The organism is Flavobacterium profundi (assembly GCF_006491645.1).
Taxonomy (GTDB): Bacteria; Bacteroidota; Bacteroidia; order Flavobacteriales; family Flavobacteriaceae; genus Flavobacterium; species Flavobacterium profundi.
In genome coordinates this window covers 131887-151174 of the sequence record NZ_VDCZ01000012.1, presented here as the reverse complement: position 1 = coordinate 151174, position 19288 = coordinate 131887, and the positions used below count along the sequence as shown (strand labels likewise).

Genomic DNA, 19288 nt, shown 5'->3' with positions numbered 1-19288 from the left:
TTCGAGCGCAGTCGAGAAGCCTTATTTAAAAAACCAACCTGTCACTTCGAGCGCAGTCGAGAAGCCTTATTTAAAAAAAACGACCTGTCACTTCGAGCGCAGTCGAGAAGCTTTTTTTACAATATCAATAAAACCAATATATAACACTATCCATTAAAGTAAATCATTGTCACTTCGAGCGCAGTCGAGAAGCCTTATTTAAAAAACCAACCTGTCACTTCGAGCGCAGTCGAGAAGCCTTATTTAAAAAAAACGACCTGTCACTTCGAGCGCAGTCGAGAAGCCATTCTAAAACGATAATTCCACCATCCGTCAGTTCGAGTGTTTGTATGAAATGCAATGGTATAAAAAAGTATCGAGAATCAAAATTTCAATATAAATAGGTATCAAAACCTAAAAAACACCTCTCTTCCTATCGACCATCAAACCACAATTACCGATTAAAAACTAAAACTGTTAAAACTATGATAATTCTTACAAAACATACCTAAAAAACAAAAAATGGGAATACAATTTGTTGTCTTTCAAAAAATTTATTAAACAATAGAAAAACATGAAAACAACATCAAAAAAATCGGTAAGTGAAACAGGGCACAACAAAAACATTGCTAATTTTAACAGTGCCATCCAAATTCTCGAAGAAATGAATGGGCTCTACAATCCTACAAACCCTGCTATTACACTTACTAACCTTACGCCTTTTAAAAACCAACTCACAACCGTAACTAACGAACTCAACAACAAAAAACCAATCTATAAAAATGCCGTAGCACAACGGGAAGAAAGAATCGAAGGGCTTAGTAAATTAATCACTAGAACGCTCAACTTTGCAAAATCTACTGGCATCTCAGAAACTGATAAAGAAAACCTCCTCAGCCAAGCAAAAAAAATACGTGGTGCCTCAAAATCTAAAAATGTAAATCCAGAAACGGCGGAAACGGAAAGTATTTCTACTGCCCAACTCTCCTATGACAGTCGTATCGCAAATCTAGATACTTATATCAATCAGTTGGCTTCTCATACGACCTATATTCCTAACGAAACGGAATTGCAAATCAATAGCCTCCAAAACTACCAACAAGAACTTGCAACTCTTAGTAACCAAGTGAACGCAGCGGGAAACGCAATCATTACAGCTCGAAAAAACCGCAACGATATCTTGTATAAAAACGAGACCAATATTATCCAACTCATCAAAGACATCAAAGCCTATCTTAAAGCATTAGGTTCTTCAGCTGAGCCTTATTACAAAGCCATCACTAAACTGAAGTTTAGAAGTATCTAAATCAAAATTAAAAAACTACAAAGCAACTACACTTTGTAGTTTTTTTTTAAACCCAAATCGCTTCAACTCAAAAACCTATCGTAAATCTTCAAAAACCTATGGTATAAATTCAAAAAGACATGGTAACAATTCAAAAACGTATCGTAACAATTCAAAAAGGTATGGTATAAATTCAAAAACCTATGGTATAAATTCAAAAAGACATGGTAAAAAAGCAAAAACGCATCGTAACAATTCAAAAACCTATGGTAAAAGTTCAAAAAGGCATGGTACAAATGCAAAAAGGTATCGTATAAAAGCAGAATAAAATGAAAAACGCATTATAACTACAACCAAACCATTGTCACTTCGAGCGCAGTCGAGAAGCCTTATTAAAAAAAACGACCTGTCACTTCGAACGCAGTCAAGAAGCTATTCTAAAACAATAATAAATTCACCATCCGTCAGTTCGAGTGTTTTTATGAAATGGAATGGAATAAAAAGGTATCGAGAATCTAAACACCCCTTTATTACAATCAAACTGTTCTATAAAATCTAACAGATGTTTTTTAATTATAACACTGCAACCACTCCAGTGTCACTGCGAGCGCAGTCGAGAAGCTTATCTCCAAAACACATTATTCTTGCAAGATTAGAAACAAAAGTCTAGATTTGAAAAAAATAACATTACATGTCCCTATATCAAATTACGCAATGGTGTTTTTTTGGCTTTGGAGTATACAACCTCATCTATTTACTTTGGAAACATAACGCCTATTTTAAAAATAAAATCAATTTACAAGCCATTGATAAAGCAGCAACAGCAACACTTATTTTAGCAGGAACCATTTACACACTTACTTTTGTAACCGATTGGGTATTTATTTTTATCCATTCCGAATCAGAGGAAAGCCAACACCTATTCAGTCGCTTAAAAGGTCCTTATGGCTTTTCATTATATGCACAACAACTCAGTTATATTTTCTTTTCATTAATCTTCTTGCTTAAATTTGTAAGAAAGATAAGCCTATTGCGCCTTATTTTTGGTTGTTTCTTAATGCTTAACTTTGAAAGAATAGTAATCTTTACTACTTCAATACATCGCGATTATTTACCCAGTTCTTGGACTATGTACCAACCTTTTTGGGGTGCATTTATTATAGATTGGTTACTCAAATTTATTATCTTCTGTAGTTTTACAACCGTTATTTATTTTATTCAAAACAGAACAAAAAAATAAAAAATTAAAAACAAATGCATAAAAGCAGAAGAAAATGAAAAACTCACTATAACTTCAACCACTCCAGTGTCACTTCGAGCGCAGTCGAGAAGCTATTCTAAAAAAATAATAAATCCACCATCCGTCAGTTCGAGTGTTTTTATGAAATGGAATGGATTAAAAATGTATCGAGAACGTAACCACCCCTTTATTACAATCAAACTGTTCTATAAAATCTATGAGATAGTTTTAGAATTATATCACTGCAACCACTCCATTGTCACTTCGAGCGCAGTCGAGAAGCCTCAGCTATCAAAAAAATTTTGCACGTATAAAAAGGAAATCTTACATTTAAAAAAACAAAAACCTCATGAAAAGAGCATCACTACTCCTACTCCTTTTAGTACTTATTTCCTGCACGTCTAAAAAAGAAAATACCACAGCAACAACTCTAGAAAACAATACACAGCATGATACTGTAAAAGTAACTGAAACAATCGTACCTGAAGAAAATCCAGCTACAGAAAATAACGATACCTCTACAAATGAAATCACAAATGAAGACTACTACATTTGTTATACCGATGATGATGTGCCTACAAGAGTCATTTGGATTCGTTTTACCAAAGATGGAAAAGCACAACAAGTGAAATATAAAGGACAAAAAGAAGCTATTAATCTAGTTTTCGTCAGTGAAGAAACCTCAGAAGGTGGTGCACACCCTACCATCGAATCCAATTATGATGAAATCTACAACGGTACTAAAAACGGTACCTATAACCTTACGCATTCTGGTGTTTGGGATTATGTAACCTACACTCGCGAAAAAGATAAAAAACAATTCCATTTTACTATCAATCATGAAGCTGATCCGTATGGAAAAGAACCTTGTTTTTAAATTATACTTACATAACCTCTTTTAAACAATTTTAAATATGAAGAAAATCATTTCTACAGGAATTTTGGTAATCATGTTTTCATGTGCATCACCAAAACAGGCTGTTAAAACAAATTTGTTAAATAATCAAACTTTTGAAATAACAGAAATTTCAACAGATCCAACATATGGCTTATCATCAAAAAATCCAGTACAAGTAGGCGGAGTTGACAAAAGTGAAGGTCCCGTAAATGAAAGAAGGTTTTTAAATGCTTTAGCAGGTCCAAATGGTGAAGAAATTTCCTATTTCAGAGCAGGCAGTTGCTGTGCCATTAAAAGTAAAAATGATCCATTTGGATTTGGAGAAGTATTGCTAGATAACTATCGAGTTACATGGAAAGGCGCTAAAGATACTATTTCAATTTACATAAATATGTATGACTATGGAACTTTAAAAGCTCCAATGGGTTTCACAATAAAAAAATAAAAACCTTATAAACCCCAAAACCCTCGTTTATGGGGTAAACGAGGGTTAAAAATCTAAAACTTAACTATAAAACAACTAAACTACTAGGTCAATTATGGTAAACTAAAGCAAAAAGTATTCTTTATATTTACCTTTCTTTTAATTACATAGTAAAGATACTGCGTTGTATTCCAAATAGTTCAAATTTTAGACAAACCCAAACCATTCCCTCGACCAACAACCCATTCCTGTAGACGAATGGTAAAATAAATAGCCATCCTTTTTTAAAAGAAAATAGGCAAAAAGTTAGATCTCTACTACAAACGTTAAAAAAATCTAAAATTCAAATCCCAATACCAACGTAAACGGTTATTCTTGCTATATTTAGTCCCTTTAACTAAACCTAATCCAAAACAATCCTATGAGAATTTGTTCGCTCCTAGTTGTTTTTTTACTGTCTTTTATTGGAAATGCTCAAGATTACTTTCCTAAAAATGATGGTGTAAAACAATCCTTTAAGAACCATGTTGCCATTACCCACGCAACTATTTATGTGTCTCCCACACAAAAATTGGAAAATGCCACGCTTCTATTTAAAGATGGTAAAATTATAGAAGTCGGTACCAATGTTACCCTTCCTAAAAACGCAACCCTTATCGATGCTACGGATAAAACCATTTACCCTTCTTTCATCGACATCTACAGTGAATTTGGTATCGATAAACCGCAACCTGCTCCTAGAAGAGGTTTCGTAACTCAATACGATGCTTCTAGAGAAGGCTATTATTGGAACGACCACGTAAAACCAGAATTCAATGCCTATGAAAATTTGAAATATGATGATAAAACCGCTGGTTCACTACGTGAAGTTGGTTTTGGAACTGTTCTAAGTCATTCCAACGATGGGATCATTGCAGGAACCGGACTGCTATGGACTTTAAACGATAGCGATAATAATTCCAAACGAATTTTAAATACGAAAATTTCGCAACACTTTACTTTCGACAGAAGTAAGTTAAGCAATCAAAGTTATCCTTCTTCCTTAATGGGAAGTATGGCTTTAATTCGTCAAGTATACCATGATGCTAAATGGTATGCAACAGGTGCTTCAAAAACAAAAGATTTATCGTTAGAAAGTTTCAATGCCAATAAAAACTTAATTCAAATTTTTGATGCAGGTGATATTTTAAACAAATTAAGAGCGGATAAAATCGGAAAAGAATTTGGTGTAAACTATATCATTAAAGGTAGCGGAGACGAATTTGAAAAAATTGCAGAAATTAAAAAAACAGGTGCAACGTATATCATTCCTTTAGATTTTCCAGAAGCGTATGACGTTTCTGATCCTTATTTGGCACAGCAAGTGAGTTTAAGTGATATGAAATTTTGGAATCAAGCACCTTTCAACTTAAAAATCTTAGCAGAAAACAATATCAATTTTGTGTTAACAGCTAACGATAATAAAAAACCAAAAGACTTTTTAGACAATCTTAGAAAAGCCGTTTTATATGGTTTACCCAAAGAAAAAGCCTTGGCTGCTTTAACGGAAACACCTGCTAAAATCTTAAATCAATCAGATGCATTAGGGGTTTTGAAAAAAGGAGCTTTAGCCAACTTTATTATTGTTTCTGGAGATATTTTCGACGATAAAAGTACCATTCATGAAAATTGGGTACAAGGAAATAGAAATATCTTAGACAAAATGAATGTGGATGATATTCGTGGTACTTATGATTTGGTGTTTAACCAACAAACATTTGAACTTGCTATTACTGGTGAATTAGACAAGTTAGATGCCAAAATTAGCAAAGACAGTATCAATTTCGGAACGAAATTAACCTATAAAGAACCTTGGATTACTTTAGTTATTAAAACGAAAGATACGACTACAACTTCTTTTTATCGCTTAACAGGTATAAAAAACAAAACTACTTTAGAAGGAAAAGCAGTACTTGAAAATGGTGTAGAAACGAATTGGACAGCAACTAAAAAAGAAGCATCTGATAAAAAAGAAGACAAAAAAGACGATAAGAAAGACGATAAGAAAGAAGACAAAAAAGTTCCAGAAATGGTCCCTGTTACCTATCCAAATATCGCTTATGGAAATATAGCAAAACCAACGCAAGAAACCATTTTGTTTAAAAACGCAACGGTTTGGACAGGTGAAAAAGAAGGAACACTTACGGAAACCGATGTGTTAATTCAAAACGGAAAGATTGCGCAAATTGGCAAGAATCTTTCGGCTCCAAATGCAAAAATCGTAGATGCAACTGGTAAACATTTAACAGCGGGTATCATTGATGAACATTCGCATATTGCTATTTCTAGAGGTGTGAATGAAGGGGGCCAAAATTCCTCAGCAGAAGTAACAATTGAAGACGTAGTAAATTCAGATGATATTAATATATACCGAAACCTTTCTGGTGGTGTTACTTCAGCGAATCTATTACATGGTTCAGCCAATCCAATTGGGGGTCGTGCAGCATTCATTAAATTAAAATGGGGTTACACTCCAGATGAAATGCTGGTAAAAGACGCTCCTAAATACATCAAATTTGCTTTGGGAGAAAATGTAAAACAATCCAATTGGGGAAGTGGTCGTTTTCCACAAACTAGAATGGGTGTGGAACAAGTTTATGAAGATTATTTTTCAAGAGCATTAGAATACAAAAAAGAATGGGCAGACTACAATGCCAACAAAGCCAAAAACAAAGTAGCACCTCGTTTTGATATTGAAATGGAAGTTTTAGGACAAATCCTAGACAGAAAACGTTTCATTACGTGTCACTCTTATGTTCAATCTGAAATTAATATGTTAATGAAATTGGCAGAACGTTTTAATTTCAAAATTCAAACCTTTACGCACATTTTAGAAGGATACAAGGTAGCTGATAAAATGGCAGAACACGGTGTAGGTGGTTCTACTTTTGCAGATTGGTGGGGTTATAAATATGAAGTAAAAGACGCAATCCCTTACAATGCTGCTTTAATGAACGGTCAAGGTGTGGTTGTTTCTATCAATTCTGATGATGCAGAAATGTCTCGACGCTTAAATCAAGAAGCAGGAAAAGCAGTGAAATATGGTAATGTTTCCGAAGAAGAAGCTTGGAAATTTGTCACCTTAAATCCAGCAAAATTATTACAAGTAGACGATAAAGTAGGTAGTATTAAAGTAGGTAAAGATGCTGATGTGGTGCTTTGGACTGCAAATCCATTATCTATTTATGCTAAAGCAGAAAAAACCATAGTTGACGGAATTGTTTTCTACGATTTAGAAAAAGAAAAAGCAACACTAGCCTCTATTCAGAAACAAAGAAGCGAATTGACAAACAGTTTATTAGAAGCCAAAAATAAAGGTTTAAAAACTCAGGCTCCTAAGAAAAAAGATGTGGGGCATTACCATTGTGATACCTTAGGTGAAAACTGCGTGGTTTCTCATGCTAAATATCAATAATTTGTAAAGTACGAAATCTTATGAAAAAATATATATTCCTATTAGCAGTCAGTTGTTTTGCCTTTGGCCAACAAACACCTGCTCCTAAACAAACCCAAACGATTTTAATTACTGGTGGAAAAGCCCATCTAGGTAATGGAAAAGTAATTGAAAACAGCATTATTTCTATTAAGGAAGGCAAAATTGCGATGATTCAAGATGGAACCAATTTCAAACCAGAAAAGCATGATATTTATATTGATGCATCTAAAAAGCATATTTATCCAGGTTTTATTGGTGCCAATGCTACACTAGGTCTCGTTGAAATTGATGCTGTTAAAGCTTCCGATGATGAAAGTGAAATGGGCGAAATGAACCCACACATTAGAAGTATTATTGCTTATAATACAGAATCTGGTTTAGTAGAAGCTGCCAGACCTAATGGTGTTCTATTAGCACAAATTGCACCAAGAGGCGGACGTATTTCTGGAACTTCTTCTGTAGTACAACTAGACGCTTGGAACTGGGAAGATGCTGTAGTAAAAGAAAATGATGGGATTCACTTAAGTTGGCCTAGAAGTTTCTCCAGATCGGGTTGGTGGGCAGAACCAGGAGGTATCGAACCCAATAAAAATTATGAAAAACAAGTTACAGAAATTCAAGATTTCTTTAATGATGCGAAAGCGTATTTTCTAGCCAATCCTGCTGTAAGAGATATTCCTTACGAAGCTATGAAAGGCTTAGATACAGGTGAAAAAACACTTTTTGTACATGTAGATGGAGAAAAAGAAATTGTGGATGCAATCGTATTTAAAAAGAAAAATAACATTCAAAAAATGACATTAGTAGGTGGTTATTATGCTTTTAAAAATATTCCATTATTAAAAGAAAATAATGTTTCCGTTTTATTAAGAAGGGTTCACGACTTACCTTTATTAGAAGATGAAGATGTAAATCTACCTTATAAAAATGCTAAGTTATTAGACGATGCAGGAATTTTAGTGGGGCTTCAAAATGCAGGTGATATGGAGCGCATGCAAATTAGAAATTTACCTTTTTATGCTGGAACTTGTGTAGCTTGGGGAATGGAAAAAGAAAAAGCATTGCAATTAATCACTTCAAATACAGCTAAAATTTTAGGTATCGAAAATCAATATGGTACTTTAGAAGTTGGTAAAAGTGCTACGCTATTCATTTCTGAAGGAGATGCATTAGACATGGCTTCGAATCAAGTTACTCAAGCTTTTATCGATGGCCGAAACATTAGTTTAGAAAGTCATCAAACCGAGTTATACGATCGTTATAAAGAAAAGTTTGAGGCTCAAAACAAAAAATAAATATAACTAGCTTTGAATACTAAAAATCTCACTCTCATTATTGAAGTGAGATTTTTTCATTTATAAAAAATACAATTATCTTTTGTAATTTTGCATTCAAATAATTTCTCTTTGATGAAACAAATTACTTCTGTACAAAATCCATATATCAAATCCTTAGTTCAATTACAAGAAAAAGCTAAAACCAGAAAGCAAACGGGTACCTTTCTTATTGAAGGAAAAAGAGAAATTGAATTAGCCATTAAAGGAGGTTATGTCTTAAACACCTTACTTTTTTGTCCTGATGTAATGCAAAATAAAGATTATCAAAACTTTGATAATTCTAATATTGAAAGAATTGAAATTTCTAAAGAGATATATCAAAAATTAGCCTATCGAGATACTACCGAAGGTATTTTGGCTGTAGCCCAATCCAAAGCATTGCATTTATCCGATTTAAAATTAAGCGAGAATCCTTTAGTATTAATAGCAGAAGCTCCAGAAAAACCTGGCAATATAGGTGCTTTATTACGAACTGCCGATGCGGCTAATATTGATGCGGTAATTATTGCCAATCCAAAAAGTGATTTATACAATCCTAATATTGTACGTTCTAGCGTAGGTTGTTTGTTTACCCGACAAATAGCAATTGGAACTTCTGAAGAAGTGATTGCCTTTCTAAAAAAAAATCAGATTGCCTTTTATAGTGCCACTTTACAAAATTCTAACGAATACCATACAGTAGATTACACCACTCCAACAGCAATTGTAGTAGGTACAGAAGCGACCGGTTTAACGGAAACTTGGCGAAAAGAAAGCACTCAAAACATCATAATTCCCATGCAAGGGGAAATTGATTCCATGAATGTTTCAGTAGCAGCAGCTATTTTACTTTTTGAAGCTAAAAGACAAAGAGGTTTTTAGGTGAAATAGTTGTTGGTTGTTGGTATACTTTTAACTTTTAACTAAATTCCGATTTCTAAATTCCCTATTGCACAATCCATAACTTTGTTATAACTTTAACTGTTATAAAATTGCCCTATGACCGAGATTGATTTAGAAGCAGAAAACAAGGCTATTGCTCAAGAGTACAAAGAACTACTTCGCATTAGTTATCAAACACTTACTACAGAAGATAAAAAGTTAATCCGAAAAGCTTTTGATGTTGCCGTAGATGCACATAAAGATCAAAGAAGAAAATCTGGTGAAGCCTACATCTTCCACCCTATTGCTGTAGCTAAAATTGTAGCTTCAGAAATTGGTTTGGGAGCAACTTCTATTGCTGCTGCTTTAATGCATGATGTAGTGGAAGATACCGATATTACAGTAGAAGACATCTCAAAAATGTTCAATCCGAGTATTGCCAAAATTGTTGAAGGATTAACCAAAATTGCGAAAGTAAAAACCGATCAAGACGTGTCTATGCAAGCGGAAAATTTCCGTAAAATGTTGCTCACGCTCAACGACGATGTTCGTGTAATTCTAATCAAAATTGCCGATCGCTTACACAATATGCAAACCATGGACAGCATGGCAGAATACAAGCAGGCTAAAATCGCTTCGGAAACCTTATATATTTATGCGCCTTTAGCACATCGTTTAGGTTTGTATAACATAAAAACACAACTGGAAGATTTAGGGTTAAAATATACCGAACCTGATGTTTACAAGGAAATTGTTAGTAAAATAAAAGAGACCAAACAAGAACAAGATGCCTACATTAAAACCATTTCTGATGTATTATCTAAATCTTTAGAAGAGGAAGGTATTGATTTTACTATAAAAGGTCGCCCCAAATCGATTTATTCTATTCGAAGAAAAATGCGCGTGCAGGGTGTTACTTTTGATGAAGTGTACGATAAATTTGCTTTGCGTATTATCTATAAATCCAATCCTCATGATGAAAAATTCTTAGCTTGGAAAATCTATTCTGTGGTTACCGATCATTACCGACCTAGTCCTAGTCGTTTGCGCGATTGGATTTCATCACCCAAATCAACAGGATATGAAGCACTACATATTACCGTGATGGGACCAAAAGGTAGATGGGTAGAAATTCAAGTACGCAGTGAACGAATGGATGAAATTGCGGAAAAAGGTTATGCAGCACATTACAAATATAAAGGTGTAGGTGCAGAAGAGCATGGTTTGGAAATTTGGTTGAACCAATTAAAAGAAGCTTTAGAAAGTCAGGCTGCCAATGCCGTAGATTTTGTTGAAGATTTCAAACTTAATTTATATTCCAAAGAAATTTATGTTTTCACCCCAAAAGGAGATTTAAAATCGCTACCCAAAGGAGCAACTACCTTAGATTTTGCCTTTAGTATCCACACCGATATTGGTGCAAAAACAAGAGGAACTCGTGTCAACGGAAAATTAGTTCCTTTAAATTATGTTTTAAACAGTGGTGACCAAGTGGAAGTAATTACATCACCTAATCAAAAACCCACCGTTCAATGGTTAGACTATGTAACCACTTCTAGAGCAAAAAATAAAATTAAAAACTCACTTAACGAGAATACTAAAAAAATTGCGGAAGAAGGTAAAGAAATTCTAAATAGAAAGTTACGCCATTTAAAAATTACCTTAAATGAAACTACAGTTAACGAATTAGTCAATTACTTTAAATTACAAACGAGTTTAGACTTATTCTATCGTGTAGGAATTGGCGCTATCGAAAACCAGAAATTAAAAGACTATGCTGCGCAAAAAAGCAATACGCTGGTTAATTTCTTAAAAAAACCATTCAATAGAACCAATCCTACCAAACCAGAGCAAATAGAAAAAAACGAAATCAGCAAAAAATACGACATGCTGGTTTTTGGTGTGGAACAGGAAAAATTAGATTATAAACTTTCAACTTGTTGTAATCCGATTCCTGGTGATGATGTCTTTGGTTTTATAACGATTAGCGAAGGTATTAAAGTGCATCGAAAAGATTGTCCGAATGCAATTAGCTTACAATCTAATTATGCGTATAGAATTATTCCTGCCAAATGGATCGATTCTAGTCAAGAAGAATTTAGAGCTATGTTAAATATAACTGGAATGGATACTTTGGGTTTAACCAACGAACTTACCAAAGTAATTTCCAACCAAATGCATGTAAATATTGAAAATATCGCTCTAAGTGGAAAAGCAGGTGTTTTCAATGGAAAAATTACAGTAATTGTACCTAACAATACCATTTTAAAACGTTTAATAGATAATATTAAAAAAGTAGACGGAATTGATAAAGTAACTCGCATTTATCAAAATTAACTTCCAAACACAAGAACAAAGGAATAGATTTTCTCAAACTTATTAAGAAGTTTTGTTAAAAAAAAAGTAGAACCACTAGGTAGTAAAGTTTAACTTTACCTATCTTTGCGTTTATTTAGTTAACCAAAAATGGAAAACAATAAAAATCAAGAAATTGTAAAAAACGTATTCACCAAATACCTTGAAGAAAAAGCGCATCGAAAAACTCCAGAACGTTATGCTATTCTACAAGAAATTTACAACTCAAAAGAACATTTTGATATCGAATCTTTGTATATCAAAATGAAAAACAAAAACTACCGTGTAAGTAGAGCTACACTTTACAATACAATTGAATTGCTTCTAGAATGTGGCTTAGTACGTCGTCATCAGTTTGGACAAAATCAAGCGCATTACGAAAAATCGTACTTCGATAAACAACACGACCATATTATTATGACCGATTCAGGAGAAGTCATTGAGTTTTGTGATCCTAGAATTCAACAAATTAAACAAACTATGGAGGAAATGTTCGGTATCGATATCCAAACACACTCTCTTTATTTCTATGGTACTAAAAAAGAAAACAAGAATTAAAAACAACTGCTTAAATAGACTAAACGACAAACAACTAAGATTACAATGACCGTAGATTTATTATTAGGACTCCAATGGGGTGACGAAGGAAAAGGAAAAATCGTCGATGTATTAACTTCAAAATATGACATTATTGCACGCTTTCAAGGTGGACCCAATGCTGGTCATACTTTAGAATTTGATGGAATAAAACATGTTTTAAGAACAATTCCATCAGGAATTTTTCACAAAAATGCCATTAATATTATTGGGAACGGTGTTGTAATAGACCCTGTAGTATTCCAAAAAGAATTAGAAGGTCTTGAAAAGTTTAACATGGATGTAAAATCTAAATTGTTTATTTCCAGAAAAGCACACCTTATATTACCAACACACCGTCTTTTAGATGCTGCTTCAGAAGCTTCAAAAGGAAAAGCAAAAATTGGCTCAACTTTAAAAGGTATCGGACCAACTTACATGGATAAAACAGGCAGAAACGGTTTACGTGTAGGTGATATTGAATTAGAAGACTTCAAAACACGTTACAGAGCTTTAGCTGATAAACATGAAGCAATGATTGCCTTCTATGATGTGGATTTACAATATGACTTAAAGGAAATGGAAGAAGAGTTTTTTGAAGCAATTTCTGGATTAAAAAAACTAACTTTCATTGATAGTGAAGAATACTTGAATCAAGCTTTAAAAGAAGGAAAATCTATTTTAGCAGAAGGTGCCCAAGGATCTTTATTAGACGTAGATTTTGGGACCTATCCATTTGTAACTTCATCTAACACTACTGCTGCTGGTGCATGTACTGGTTTAGGAATAGCTCCAAATAAAGTAAAGGAAGTCTTTGGAATTTTCAAAGCATACACTACTCGTGTAGGTAGCGGCCCATTCCCTACTGAACTTTTTGACGAAGCGGGACAAACCATGGCTAAAGTAGGCAATGAATTTGGCGCTGTTACAGGTCGTCCTAGAAGATGTGGATGGTTAGATCTTGTAGCATTAAAATATGCCGTTCAAGTAAATGGTGTAACCCAATTGTACATGATGAAAGGTGATGTCCTATCTGGCTTTGAAACGCTAGATATTTGTACCGCTTACAAATACAAAGGAAAAGAAATCCAACACCTACCTTACAATATCGAACCCGAAAATGTAGAACCTATTTTTACTACTATGAAAGGTTGGCAAGCGGATTTAACTGGAATGACAACATATGAAGAGCTTCCCGTTGAATTGAAAGAATACATCGAATTTATTGAAAAAGAACTAGAAGTACCTATTTCAGTTGTTTCGGTTGGACCTGATCGAAAACAAACAATCATTAAATAAAACAAAAAACGCTTTCCTTTGAAAGCGTTTTTTTATTATAAAAATATCTTAATAACAATCGCTTTCTCTTCTTTTTACTTATTTTTGACCCAAAATAAATAGTTTGAAAAGATTCACTTATTCTATTCTAAGTTTTTTCCTTTTAGGAATGATTGCCTTCGCGCAAAAAAATACTCCTGAATCTAAGAGTAAACCCATTACTCAAGAGTCAGATAAAATTATTATTGAACATTCTGATTTTATCGACATGAATCAATATGAGATTCCAGGAGCTACAGTATTTACAGGAAATGTTAGGGTTATTCATAAAGGTACCAAAATCAATTGTAATAAAGCTTATTATTTTACAGATGAAAATTATGTAAAAGCATTTGGTAATGTACAAATCAATCAAGGAGATTCCATTACCATGAATAGTCGTTATGCCGAATATGATGGCAAAGATGAATTTGCTTTTGCAACAGGAGATGTTAATTTAAGATCTCCAGAATCAACTTTAACTACTGATACTATTTTCTTTGATAAGAAGAAACAAATTGCCTTTTATAATAGCTACGGCACTATTATAAATAAAGAAAACACCTTAAAAAGTAAATCTGGTCGTTATTTTGTAAGTTCTAAAAAATATCAGTTTACTTCTGCAGTTACCGTTACCAATCCTAAGGCGGTAATTAAAACCAATCATCTTGATTTTTACGAGAATTCAGGTCATGCCTATGTTTTTGGACCTTCAACAATTACCAGTAAAGACAATGTGATTTATACCGAAAATGGATTTTATGACACGAATAATGACATTGGTAAACTTCAAAAAAACAGTAAAATAACCTACGATAATAAAATAATAGAAGGAGACGATTTATATTATGACCAAAAAACCAATTTTTCACGAGGGATTAATAATGTAAAAATCACAGACACTATTAATAATATGGTGGCCAAAGGTCATTATGCTGAAATGTATCGCAATCCTGAAACCAGAAAGGATTCTATCATTTTAACGAAAAGAGCTGTTGTTATCACAAAGGTAGAAAATGACTCGTTATACATGCATGGAAAAAAAATTCTGGTAACAGGCCCTCCAGAAGACCGAGTAATTCGTGCTTTTAATAACGTTCGTTTCTTTAAAACCGATATGAGTGGAAAATGTGACTCTATTCATTCGAACAATAAAACAGGTTTAACCCAACTTATAGGCAATCCTGTTCTTTGGAACAACGATAATCAAATGACAGGAGATGTCATGCATTTAATTGGCAACAATAAAACAGAACAATTAGATTCTTTAAAAGTAATTAACAATGCTTTTATTGTTCAAAAAGATTCTTTAAGCGAAAACGGTTACAATCAAATTAAAGGACAATACTTGTATGGTAAGTTTAAAGAAAACAAATTAAGCGAAGTAGATGTTGTAAAAAACACTGAAGTCATTTATTATATGTACAATGACAAAAATGAATTAGTTGGAATTGACAAAAAGGTATGTAGCAAACTTAATTTTGTATTTGAAAATAACCAAATTGTTTCACAAACTGCCTTTAATAATGTAGAAGCGAAAACCTATCCCGAAAGTGAATTTCCAGAAAACGCCAGAAAACTAAGAGGTTTTATTTGGCGTGGAGACGAAAGAATTAAGTCGAAAGAAGATATTTTCCCGGAGGAAGAAAATAAAATACACGAACAAATTCTATTAGAAAGTAAGAAAAAAGCTGATGAAGAAGATCTCCCTATGGAAGTACTTCCAGAAACTTTAGATTATGACAAGGAAAATCCTAAACCAAAAGACACTAAAGTAAAGAATAACTAAAAAAGACTATTTCGTCATTTGAAAGTAAATTCATATTAAAAATGAGCAGACTTTTTTTATTAATACTTTTTTATAGCACTTTATATTCTTATTCACAAGAAAAAACAATTGCTGATTTTGATGTTAAAAATATAACGCTACTTTTCAAAAAAGACACTGTCAATGTCATCATAAAATCTAAGAAAGGTGAAGAATTATATCCAAAACCTATTTTTTTATTTTGTCAAGGTAGCCTTCCCATACCTTTATTGAAATATGATGATGAAAGCAACTTTGGAATAACTCCTTTCGATTCAGATTTAATATGTGAAGATTATCATTTAGTACTCATTGGTAAACCAAATATTCCATTATTATCACACAAAAAAGATCTTGAAAAAAATAACACTTTTCTAATTAATGGGAAATTCTCAAAAGAATATTCTAAAAGAAACCTCTTAGATTTTTATGTGAAAAGAAATAAATTTGTATTGAATTATTTACTAAAACAACATTGGACTTCTAAAGAAAAATTAGTTGTTGCAGGACATTCTGAAGGAAGTACTGTTGCAGCTAAACTGACAGAAATTTATCCAAAAATAACCCATTTAATTTATGCAAGTGGAAATCCAATGGGAAGAATTATGTCAATGATAAATGAAAAAAGAAGCTTGGAGTCTGATACACTGAAACAAGCTGAAAATGAAATTGAATATTGGGAAACAGTAGTAAATGACAAGGATAATATGAATGATGATTTCGGAGATACAAACAAAGCTACCTATCAATTTTCAAGCCCTCCTTTTGATTATATACAAAAAATTAAAATACCCGTCTTAGTTACTTATGGAACCAAAGATTGGTGTACACCTTATCTTGATTTTATAAGAGTAGATTTTATTAGAAAAAATAAATCAAATGTCACTTTTAATGCTTACATTGGATTAGAGCATAATTTTTTTCCTGTCCTTGAAAATGGAAAACCAAATTATGCAATTTTTAATTGGGATAAAGTAGCAAAAGATTGGTTAAACTGGTTAAAAACGAATTAAAATGATTGAAGATTTTTTTAAATACCAAGCTCAAACTTCTCCTTATCCTTTAGCTTTAGAAATTTCACATGCTGAAGGAAGTTATATTTATGATTCAAATGGAAAAGCCTATTTAGATTTTGTAGCAGGTGTTTCTGCAAACACTTTAGGACATCAACCCATACGAGTGAATCAAGCCATAAAAGAGCAACTCGACCGCTATTCTCATGTAATGGTTTACGGAGAATATGCACAAAAACCTGCTACAGAATTATGTAAATTATTAGCTTCACTCCTACCTGAACCTCTGAATAAAACCTATTTAGTAAACTCAGGAACAGAAGCCATTGAAGGTGCTTTAAAATTAGCGCGACGCGTTACGGGTAGAAGCCAACTGATTTCTTGTCATCATGCGTATCACGGAAATACAATGGGAAGCATGAGTGTGATGGGCTTTGAAGAAAGAAAACAAATTTTTCGTCCTTTAATTCCAGATGTTGATTTTATAACTTTCAACAATGAGTCTGATATTCAAAAGATTACAACTCGAACCGCTGGTGTTCTATTAGAAACGATTCAAGGTGGTGCCGGTTTTATACAACCTGAAAATGACTATTTAATAAAAATAAGAAAACGTTGTGACGCAGTAGGTGCTGTTTTAATTTTAGATGAAATTCAACCTGGTTTTGGTCGCACCGGTAAATTATTTGGTTTTCAAAATTACAATATGATTCCTGATGTTGTAGTAATGGGAAAAGGAATGGCAAGCGGAATGCCTATTGGTGCTTTTACAGCTTCTTCAAAAATGATGGATTTATTAAGTCATGACCCAAAATTAGGGCACATTACTACCTTTGGAGGTCATCCTGTTATTGCTGCTGCTGCTTTAGCTACGCTTCAAGAAGTTACAGAAACAAACATAATGGCAGAAGCACTCGAAAAAGAACAACTCTTTAGATCTTTATTAATACATCCATTAATTAAAGAAGTTAGAGGTAAGGGATTAATGCTAGCTGCCATGACAGAAAGTCCTGAAATTACCAACCAAGTCATCCTAGAATGTCATAAAAGAGGTTTGATTTTATTTTGGCTTTTGTTTGAAGGCAAGGCCATTCGTATTACACCTCCTTTAACGATTTCAAAAGAAGAAATAAAAAAAGGTTGTGGCATTATTCTTGACGTATTAAATGAAGTACAGGAATTACAAAACAAAAACAATTCACACTAACTCGTTTGGTTTTAAAATTGTTAATTAAATTGTTTAAAACAATTCGTACTAAAATTGCATTACCCCATAAAATGTCTTACTTTTAATATAAGACAAAACCCATAAAATTGATTGCTTATGAGATTGAGTCATGAAGAAGAAGAGAACAACTTATCCTTATCTAAGTTTGAATCAATGTTAAAAACGAACAAAGTGTTTTTCTTTGATTCTGAAGAATTTGAAGACATCATTCTTCACTATATGGATACAGGTCGAATGAATTTAGCAAAAAAAGCATTAAAACTTGGTCAAGAGCAACATCCAAAATCGACTGGTTTACGATTAGTTCAAGTAGAGATGTTAATCTATGAAGACCGATTAGATATTGCTGAAAAATTATTGTCTGAATTATACGCTATTGAGCCTACTAACGAAGAAATCTACATTCAACAAGCTAATATTTATTCGAAAAGAGATCAACATGAAAAAGCAATTGAATCGTTACAAATTGCTTTGAAATTCACAGATGATTATGCAGATGTCTATTCCATGATTGGAATGGAATATTTATTTATGGATGAACTAGAAAAAGCAAAAGATTATTTCATCAAATGCTTAGAAGAAGATCCAGAAGATTATTCCGCATTGTACAACATCATCTACTGCTATGATTTTTTAGATCAAAATAATGAAGCTATTGCTTATTTAGAAAAATTCATTGATAGAAAACCTTACAGTGAAGTAGCTTGGCATCAATTAGGAAGACAATATTATGCCTTGAAAAATTATGAAAAATCGGTTTGGGCTTTTGATTATGCTACACTTATTGATGAATCCTTCTTAGGTGCTTATTTAGAAAAAGCAAAAGGTTTAGAAAAATTAAAAAAATACCAAGAAGCAATCGACTGTTATACCATCACTATGGAATTGGATGATGCTACTTCTTTTGCCTTATTGCGTGTAGGTAAATGTCATGAAAAACTAGGCAGAAAAGACTTAGCTTTGAAGTTTTATCTTAGAACAGTTCATGAAGATCCGTTGTTAGACAAAGCTTGGATTGCTATAACCGACTTTTACATTCGTCAAAAAAACTTCCAAAAAGCCATTTACTATGTTAACAAAGCTTTAGGAATAGATAGTGACAACAGTTTGTATTGGAAACGATATGCTGCCATTAATCACGGACTTCAATTTTACGAAGAAGCGGAACTAGGCTACAGAAAAGCTTTTGAAGCAGGTGATATTAATTTGGATACTTTTGTTCTTTGGTCCCAAATGTTACAAGAATTGGGCGAATATGAAAATGCTATTGAAATTTTATTACAAGCAAGTGAGGTTTTTCCTGATGAATTTGAGATTGAATATCGTTTAGCAGGTCTCTATCATTTGACTAAAGAAACTAAAAAAGGAAATTTCCACCTTAATAATGGATTGCGAATTAATTTTAAAAACCATACCATTATTCAAGAGCATTTCCCTACTATGTGGAAGAAAAAAACAGTTCAAAACATCATTGAAAAATATAGAAACTAAAC

General features: G+C 33.0%; 14 protein-coding genes. All 14 read left to right on the top strand.

Annotation, left to right across the window (positions count from 1 at the left end; translation table 11 throughout):
* The first annotated feature begins 553 nt into the window (after nucleotides 1-553).
* Nucleotides 554-1285 (top strand): hypothetical protein, encoded by a 732-nt coding sequence (locus FHG05_RS15120; protein ID WP_140998942.1) that lies wholly within the window; start codon nucleotides 554-556, stop codon nucleotides 1283-1285.
* 670 nt (nucleotides 1286-1955) lie between these two features.
* On the top strand, nucleotides 1956-2504 hold the full coding sequence (locus tag FHG05_RS15115) for a hypothetical protein (RefSeq protein WP_140998941.1): 549 nt from the start codon (nucleotides 1956-1958) through the stop codon (nucleotides 2502-2504).
* Nucleotides 2505-2853: 349 nt separating this feature from the next.
* On the top strand, nucleotides 2854-3381 hold the full coding sequence (locus FHG05_RS15110; RefSeq protein ID WP_140998940.1) for a hypothetical protein: 528 nt from the start codon (nucleotides 2854-2856) through the stop codon (nucleotides 3379-3381).
* Nucleotides 3382-3418: 37 nt separating this feature from the next.
* On the top strand, nucleotides 3419-3847 hold the full coding sequence (locus tag FHG05_RS15105; RefSeq protein WP_140998939.1) for a 2-dehydro-3-deoxyphosphooctonate aldolase: 429 nt from the start codon (nucleotides 3419-3421) through the stop codon (nucleotides 3845-3847).
* 400 nt (nucleotides 3848-4247) lie between these two features.
* Nucleotides 4248-7280 carry an amidohydrolase family protein gene (locus tag FHG05_RS15100; protein WP_140998938.1) on the top strand — a complete coding sequence of 1011 codons (3033 nt, stop codon included), beginning with the start codon at nucleotides 4248-4250 and terminating at the stop codon, nucleotides 7278-7280.
* A gap of 20 nt (nucleotides 7281-7300) precedes the next feature.
* Entirely contained in the window at nucleotides 7301-8596 is a 1296-nt protein-coding gene (locus FHG05_RS15095; protein ID WP_140998937.1) for an amidohydrolase family protein, read from the top strand.
* 114 nt (nucleotides 8597-8710) lie between these two features.
* Nucleotides 8711-9499 (top strand): TrmH family RNA methyltransferase, encoded by a 789-nt coding sequence (locus tag FHG05_RS15090; protein WP_140998936.1) that lies wholly within the window; start codon nucleotides 8711-8713, stop codon nucleotides 9497-9499.
* A 117-nt stretch (nucleotides 9500-9616) separates the two neighbouring features.
* Nucleotides 9617-11836 (top strand): RelA/SpoT family protein, encoded by a 2220-nt coding sequence (locus FHG05_RS15085; protein ID WP_140998935.1) that lies wholly within the window; start codon nucleotides 9617-9619, stop codon nucleotides 11834-11836.
* A 129-nt stretch (nucleotides 11837-11965) separates the two neighbouring features.
* Entirely contained in the window at nucleotides 11966-12412 is a 447-nt protein-coding gene (locus FHG05_RS15080; RefSeq protein WP_140998934.1) for a Fur family transcriptional regulator, read from the top strand.
* A 45-nt stretch (nucleotides 12413-12457) separates the two neighbouring features.
* On the top strand, nucleotides 12458-13729 hold the full coding sequence (locus FHG05_RS15075; protein WP_140998933.1) for an adenylosuccinate synthase: 1272 nt from the start codon (nucleotides 12458-12460) through the stop codon (nucleotides 13727-13729).
* Nucleotides 13730-13877: 148 nt separating this feature from the next.
* A complete protein-coding gene (locus FHG05_RS15070) occupies nucleotides 13878-15536 on the top strand; it encodes an OstA-like protein (protein ID WP_140998947.1) in 1659 nt (552 codons plus the stop codon).
* Between the two features lie 41 nt (nucleotides 15537-15577).
* Nucleotides 15578-16567: an alpha/beta hydrolase family protein gene (locus FHG05_RS15065; RefSeq protein ID WP_140998932.1), complete on the top strand. Its 990-nt coding sequence runs from the start codon at nucleotides 15578-15580 to the stop codon at nucleotides 16565-16567.
* A 1-nt stretch (nucleotide 16568) separates the two neighbouring features.
* Entirely contained in the window at nucleotides 16569-17774 is a 1206-nt protein-coding gene (locus FHG05_RS15060; protein ID WP_140998931.1) for an aspartate aminotransferase family protein, read from the top strand.
* A gap of 117 nt (nucleotides 17775-17891) precedes the next feature.
* Nucleotides 17892-19286: a tetratricopeptide repeat protein gene (locus tag FHG05_RS15055; RefSeq protein ID WP_140998930.1), complete on the top strand. Its 1395-nt coding sequence runs from the start codon at nucleotides 17892-17894 to the stop codon at nucleotides 19284-19286.
* The last annotated feature ends 2 nt before the right edge of the window (nucleotides 19287-19288 follow it).

Excerpts from the sequence above, each read along its gene's own strand:
- FHG05_RS15120 (WP_140998942.1), top strand. The coding sequence starts at position 554 with ATGAAAACAACATCAAAAAAATCGGTAAGTGAAACAGGGCACAACAAA.
- FHG05_RS15115 (WP_140998941.1), top strand. The coding sequence starts at position 1,956 with ATGTCCCTATATCAAATTACGCAATGGTGTTTTTTTGGCTTTGGAGTA.
- FHG05_RS15110 (WP_140998940.1), top strand. The coding sequence starts at position 2,854 with ATGAAAAGAGCATCACTACTCCTACTCCTTTTAGTACTTATTTCCTGC.
- FHG05_RS15105 (WP_140998939.1), top strand. The coding sequence starts at position 3,419 with ATGAAGAAAATCATTTCTACAGGAATTTTGGTAATCATGTTTTCATGT.
- FHG05_RS15100 (WP_140998938.1), top strand. The coding sequence starts at position 4,248 with ATGAGAATTTGTTCGCTCCTAGTTGTTTTTTTACTGTCTTTTATTGGA.
- FHG05_RS15095 (WP_140998937.1), top strand. The coding sequence starts at position 7,301 with ATGAAAAAATATATATTCCTATTAGCAGTCAGTTGTTTTGCCTTTGGC.
- FHG05_RS15090 (WP_140998936.1), top strand. The coding sequence starts at position 8,711 with ATGAAACAAATTACTTCTGTACAAAATCCATATATCAAATCCTTAGTT.
- FHG05_RS15085 (WP_140998935.1), top strand. The coding sequence starts at position 9,617 with ATGACCGAGATTGATTTAGAAGCAGAAAACAAGGCTATTGCTCAAGAG.
- FHG05_RS15080 (WP_140998934.1), top strand. The coding sequence starts at position 11,966 with ATGGAAAACAATAAAAATCAAGAAATTGTAAAAAACGTATTCACCAAA.
- FHG05_RS15075 (WP_140998933.1), top strand. The coding sequence starts at position 12,458 with ATGACCGTAGATTTATTATTAGGACTCCAATGGGGTGACGAAGGAAAA.
- FHG05_RS15070 (WP_140998947.1), top strand. The coding sequence starts at position 13,878 with ATGATTGCCTTCGCGCAAAAAAATACTCCTGAATCTAAGAGTAAACCC.
- FHG05_RS15065 (WP_140998932.1), top strand. The coding sequence starts at position 15,578 with ATGAGCAGACTTTTTTTATTAATACTTTTTTATAGCACTTTATATTCT.
- FHG05_RS15060 (WP_140998931.1), top strand. The coding sequence starts at position 16,569 with ATGATTGAAGATTTTTTTAAATACCAAGCTCAAACTTCTCCTTATCCT.
- FHG05_RS15055 (WP_140998930.1), top strand. The coding sequence starts at position 17,892 with ATGAGATTGAGTCATGAAGAAGAAGAGAACAACTTATCCTTATCTAAG.